General features: G+C 49.9%; 2 protein-coding genes. Both read left to right on the top strand.

What is annotated here, in order from left to right; translation table 11 throughout:
* Positions 1–182: 182 nt before the first annotated feature.
* Complete coding sequence (locus KDK18_RS06105; RefSeq protein ID WP_257253960.1) at positions 183–6299, top strand: AAA family ATPase; 6117 nt, start codon at positions 183–185, stop codon at positions 6297–6299.
* Positions 6300–6411: 112 nt separating this feature from the next.
* Positions 6412–6892: hypothetical protein (locus KDK18_RS06100; RefSeq protein WP_257253959.1), on the top strand; the 481-nt coding region annotated here is incomplete at its 3' end.

The following is a 6892-nucleotide window of genomic DNA, read 5'->3' as shown; positions in this document are numbered from 1 at the left end:
ATTCAATGTTCCAAAGCCTGTCCCACTCCTTATCCCACTCTGGTAACGCATCAGGAAACCCGATCATCATTAACCAGAGTAATATCAGTGAATGGCTGAATCCGATTGCCATTGCCCCGGAAGGTTATGCAGTCCCAAACACCTTTCTGTTGGAACAAGTTCGGGCGGGTGGTGAAGTCACTGTGACATCTCCCCTCACCGAGGCGCTCTGGTTTTGTTTACTGGGTTCACTGCAGACAATTCGCGAGACCACAGGTCTGGAGTCCCGACTTCGGGTTGCCCATACCAATCAGCAGCCGGAAGCCCTGGGATTGGCAGAAAACGATGAGCACTCAATTGGAATTCACGCCGACTTTATTACCGTCACGTATCAGCAAACCGCTCAGGCCAGTCATTGGATCAATCGCCAGCAAGCACCTTTGGTGATTCAGGTCAATGAACAGACCAGCCTCAGTCAGCTATTTGATAATATCCATATCATCTCAGAACAAAAGGCACATTTTGAACGACGTCAGAGTCAGTTGCAGAAAGCATTAACCTCTGGCAAGCCGGTTGTACTGAGGGGGCTGGAAAGTAACCCAATACTTCAGCAGCTTCTGGAACCTCTGGCTGTCGGGCAACCACTGTTGGTCAATGGTCAATTACAGACCTACCCGAAAGCTCATGTCACCCTACTCTGGCCAGAGTCTGCAAAAAGCCCGTCTTCGGTATGGAGTTCGATGATCGCCACGGGTAAGCCGTGTCCTGCGATTGATATCTGGGATATCAGTGGGGACAGGCATGATATCCCCCGGACTGAGCTGCCAGAACAAGCACTTCACATACTGTACGAAGCGTTTAAAACGGTACCTCCCCACCTTTGTAACCCTCTGCCTGAAATGACCGAAGGGTTGTTAAATAACCTGATACTCGCTGCCCGGCGAGCACAGCAGGTTGACCAGTCCCCACAGCTCCTGCCCCGTCACTGGCGCAAGGGCATCAACAGCGTCATCACCCATGGTACCCGGCAGAATCAGTCAGTGCGGGATTTTATGAAAGTGGCCTGTTGGCAGTTAATGCCCGATGATGTTCAAACCGCCTCGGCAGACCCGGATCGGTTAAATGCCATCATCAATAGTGCCCTGCGGTTGGATAGAGAATTTGTGAAGCAGAACCTTTGGCCACTGGCCAGAGCCTTTGAGCCATCATTATTTAATGAAGAATTACAACTGTCTTATGCAAGTCCATTTTCACGGGCGACTGAAAAAGAATCTCTGGACAGACTCTGTGCCATGATCGTGGCCCAAGCGCCTGAACAGCAACGAGCGGCAATAGCGTATCAGTTGGCAGTCGATCCGGCAGCAACAGAGCCATATCAACATTTAGCTATCAGGCCATCAGGACAGATTAAACGTGTGGAAGATGCACTGACTTCTGGCTGGCACTTACCTTTGCCATCAGGGCAAACCCGATCCGATACTATTCTCGCTCTGACCACCGATTGTTTTTATATTGCCAGAACAGCAAATTCTGAAGCAGCAGGCATTGAATACATAGCAAATCGACTGTCTGAATCACTGGAATGGACGGGCTCCACCGATAAACCCTTGTTAGCACTGGCTCGGGATCTTTATCACGGCGAGATGAGTCAGCAGGATCGTGAAAGCCGTCGATTATCCCGACTCCATGATCGACTTGTGGACTCTCCCGTTATATTCCTGCAGGGGGAAACCGGCACCGGGAAAAGTTATTTTTCTGCCAGAATGGCGAAGGCTTCAGGACAGGCTTCGGTGATTTCCCTTGGGCCTTCTGACAGCGAACAGACTCTGATGAAACGCTGGCAATGGCATAAACATGGTGATAGCGATCGCTCTATGGAACTGCAAAACCGGGCGCTGATGGAATGGGCCAGGACATCACACGACAATGACGGAGAATATGTCACCCTGATTCTGGATGAAGCCAACCTGGCCAAAACCGGACTGCTGGCGTCTTTGAACGGCTTATGGGAACCGAAAGAACCCTGCATTTATGTCAGTGGGCACCCTGTCAAGGTCAGCTCTAAACACCGGGTGATTCTCACCGGCAATCCGGATTATTACGCCGGACGCCAGCTGGACCCGGCCCTGAAAGAGAAACTGCCCAGAGCTTATTATCCCCGCCTAGACCGTGCTTTCCTTAGCGACAGAGTGGTAGAACCGGCTCTGGCCAGGCAGTTACAACGGCATTTGCCGGAGCCTCAAATAAACGACATTGCACACAGTGCCACCGAATGTGTGATGACGCTGTGGCAATATTATCAGGAACTGTTGCCAGAGCACGAGTTTACCCCCAGGGATTTGACCGATATCTGCAGTTGGTTGGGTTGGTATCTGGATCGTGCGCTGCGCGTAAACGACACTGTTACGGGTAGACAAATAAACGGTTTGATCCAGCAAAGTTTTCAGGATGTGCTGGGTCCCGAAATCAGCGAAACTTATCAGGATGCCCTGACAGCTCTGGAGATCTGGTTTGCTGCTCGTTACGAACCGGACAACACACTGAGCGACAAAGTTCGTAACCAGACCACCCTGTACCCTATAAAGCAGGCCTTCAAAGAATTCACCGAAAAAACCCGACCTGACTTTGATACTTCCGGATCAGCAGTCCATCAGCTGGTGCAAAGACTTGGACAGGATTTGAGCCGCTGTCAGCAGGCTTACCATCTTGACAGGAAACACGACGGCCGTCAGGCGACGCTGATTGAAGGCCCGGCTGGACGGGGTAAGGATGCCACTCTGAATCTGGTGATTGAAAGCGTCAAACGGCAGGCTGAGCAACGGGGAGAATCCATGCCAGAGGTCTTTCTCCTGAATGCCTGTGATTGCTCCTGGGACAAAGTGTGTGAAAAGATCCAGACGGCAAAAGTGCATGGCGTAATCGTGGTCATCTCAGAAATGAATCTGATCGACAGCCAGCACCTGGAAGGTGAGTTGAATGATATTCTGGCCGGTGATGCTCATCCCGGATTTCACCTGTTTGCCACCATCAACCCACCCAAGTACAGCGGGCGAAAACCCTTATCACCGGCGCTCAAAGGCCGTTTCCGGCATTTACCCATCCGGCAGTACAACCCGGCAGAGTTGCAGGCCATTGCAGAGAAAGTGTTGCCAGACAACCCGCAGGGGAAAATCCTGGCTGAACAGCTGACTAAAAAACATTGTCTTTTGAGGGCCTGCCTGCAGCAGAAAAAACTGCCGTTGCAGCCGACCAGTCTTGATTTACAGAATGTGGCCAGGGCCGTCATCCGAGGGGGCGATTTTACCGAAGAAGGGCTTCATCAATGCCTCAATCAGCACTACCGGCTTTATCTGATGGCTGCAAAGATATCGTTGGAGAAACTGCCCGAGTCATCGGCTCTTGCCGTGAGTAAAGACGAGCTTGATTCTGGACTTTGCAAGTGGTTCAGCCAAACGGTATCGGGCAAGGATCGTCCATGGTTAATACGACGCAGTGATCTCAACAGTATCGATGAAAAACGACATGAAATTCGTATCAACACTCGTCTGAGTGACGAGGAAGCCAGAACAGAAATTATCAAGAGGGTGGCTCAAGCCAGGTGGCAGGCATCCGGTCTTTCCCTGAAGCCGGATCTGTCGGACGATATACTTACCCAGGCACTTTACCGACACTGGCAGCAGCGCTGGTTTGATCATGAGTTCGGCCAGACGGGAGTCGAAGCCAGTGACGTATTTTTCCTGACGGAAGAAGAGGAAGAAACGCTGAAAATATCAGCTAACCAGACTTATCTCCGGGAGGCTGATGCGCGAATAAGTGCATGGAACTTCGGCGCGGTTCAATTGTGGCCTGCGTTCTGGCATCAGCTGAGTGATCTGCTGAACCATCTGGTTGACGATTATATTAACGAAGCGTCAGCGGTTGACACTGATAACGCCCCTGAACAATACATCCCCGAAGTCCTCGAGAAAGAGGCTCCGGCATTGGACCAGGAAACCGGCTATGAGAGCGAGGAAAAACCAAAAATTAACGACTATGTAATTTTTGATTGGCCGAACCATTTTCCCGGGATTTATCGGTGGTGGGCAGAGGATGTTTATGTGTCTGCTGAGGGCCATATCAAACTGATCAATATTAATGATCGATACATGCTGGGGGCGGAAGTCCTCGTACCTGCCCAGTTGCCAGGACGTGACCAGGAACTGACATTAGCCAGAGATCAAACGCTGGCGACCCTGAATATCTCATCCCACAATGGTCAATATACATTGCCCAGCCTGACGGCTAACGACTATATCGTGGCCCTGCGCATAGAATCCGGTTTATCATTTACCTTGGTCAGGGATCGCTATACCGGGCTACACACACTGTCTATTCCAGAAGCCAGACCCCAACAGTGTATTCAGGTTGCTTATGTCGTAGAACCCGCAGATGCGGACAAAAAAACACCTGCCAGAGAAGTCCGACCAGCACATACAACACGTTTTGACGCCCGCTGTTCGGAAGGTACGAAAGCAGTACTGAAGAGTCTGTTTGAGACCATTGGCCAACAACCAACTGAGCTACAGGTGCCTTTGGAGGCAATACAAAACGCTAAAAACACGGTGCAACGCATTAAGGCGATCGCGAACTATTGCCGAACGTTTTCTGGTAATGCTCAACCAGAGAGTAGTGGCAATTTCTTTAAATTCCTCGTCACACAGCGGCAAGGGAGCTGCCGCCATCGTGTACCTGTGTTTATCGCTTTTTGCCGTTATTTTGGCATTCCATGTCGGCAAATTTCTAACCGTACCCACGCCTTTGCAGAGTGTTCTGTGGATAGAGGCCAAACCTGGGTGTCAGTCGATTTGGGCGGTGCCCCTGTCGAGGCAACAGAAATTCTATCTGACTTCCAGCTCTCCAGAAGGGTCAGTGGCTCCGGCACCCAGTCAAAGAAGATCAGGGATCTCCTGAAAGGGGCTGATTTAGCACAACAGCAAGCTCTGGCTGAGGCCAGTGGTATCAGCCTTGAGGAATTGAACAACGCGCTTGAGACAGACAGCTCATTGCCAAAAATCAAACCAAGTACTTACCTGATGATAAGGAGACTGTGGGAGAGAGGAGATTTACCCGGTTTTTCCGTGGGTGTCTCAATGTTACTGGAGGCAGAAACATTGAGCTATCGTGAGAAGCAATTGATCGGTACTGTGCTTGAGCGTAACAGCCCTGTCTGTAGACCGATGTCGAAGGTAGTAACACAAATACTGGCCAATAGTGATGAAGACCAGGTTACTGAACCACTCAAGTCATTGCATTCAAAAAGGGTTGTCCAAAGCGGAGAAAGAAACAGTGCTCTGCAGTGGTTGAGTTCAATAGCGGATATATTGACAGAGAGTGACTTGACCAGGCCCTCGGTTATTCGCTTTGCCCATAAAGCCCTGGAATCTGGTTGGCTGGATCCACTGCCGACTTATCAAAGGCTTATCATTGAGGCCATTCAACACCATGAGCTGTTGTCGCGTCTGGAAAGCATTGATGAACTGAAGGTTAAAGCCACCCATTGCCTGAAAATGTGGTACACGGGACTATTGTCCAAGGAAAAAAATAGCCAGATATGGCGATCAGCTTATCGGCGCTACCAATGGGAAATAAGTAATGCCTTTTTCGTCACTCATTGTCATGATGGGTTTTCGCCACTCCTTGAAGATAAAATGCTCCGCTCCTCTTTGCAGAGCACCTGGACAGACGAACCTGAGGGTATTCCCAATATAGAGCGAATGTTAGTGCACCATCCCGCGTTTGTGCAGTCAAACTCGGGCAAGGCGAACCACCGTCCGGTGATTATCCTGGGGCCACCTTTCTGGTTCTGCAGAGAAATGAATGAAAAGGTCGAAGCTCTGCTTAAAAGAAAAGTTGAGGATAGCCCGTCTCTGAAGCCGTTATTGGAAAAAATCAAACCAGAGTCCCTCGAAGCATCCGATGAGGACAAAAGACTTTTAGATAGTTTAAAACAGAAATGCGAGAAAGCGATTCAGCAGGCCTTCTGTCATTACCTGTATGAAGTGACACACTCGAAAGGCGGTTGTTTAACGTATTGTTGGGGCGATGTTGACGTATACAAGTATGGCGCCCACGATCCATCCTCAGCAGGTGAGCTGTATACCATGATGTTTGAAATTTGTAGCTCTCCCCGTTTTCAGAACTCATTTAACGATGACTACTTAAGGGAGGCACAAAACGCCAGTGACGCTCTCATACTTACATCCAATGATTTGACAATGATTGTCGAAGAGTTTTTGAACAGCATGAATTTGAATTCGTTGTGTGAGTCGTTGGATACGTGACTTTCCTTAATAGTGACGGCTCACTGTCCAAACAGAACTTTTGTCCTACCTGAAGGTCAAATCATTCAAGAGTTTCAATGCAGTACTTCAGATCACAGAAGGGAGGTTGGCTATGGATGGTCGGATTAGTGAACAATCAAGTGGGCCTGTGCTTAATACGGGTGTGTCGGCAGCAAGGGAAGCAAAGCTGGCTCCACCGGCAAAGATTGAAGCTATCTGCTCTGGTGTCACTTCCAAACTCAATAGATCGTCGCTTTCGATGACGTTGCCTGACAGGGCGAGAACCGTATCCTCGACGGATTCCTCGCTTCCCGGAGCCTCTCATTCTTTCGATTTTCGTTTTGTCGCCAGTGATGATGAAGTTCGGCAGCTTTTAGTGGCCCAAACCGGTGCTGAACATCGGGATGTCACCCTTATTTCCCACCCCGACGACCTCTCACAGGCTAATCTGGTGAGCCGGTTGAGCATTTCTGAAGATGGTTGCCACACTCTGCGTTCAGGGAAGCTGTTTGAAGGGTCACAGCCACTCACTCTGGTAATGGATATCCGCAAGCTCACCAGTGAGGAGCTGCCAAAATTTAACGATCTGCTGG

The organism is Endozoicomonas sp. SESOKO3, from assembly GCF_024606255.1.
Note: the sequence above shows the minus strand (reverse complement) of the source record. Positions and strands in the feature narration are given on the sequence as shown.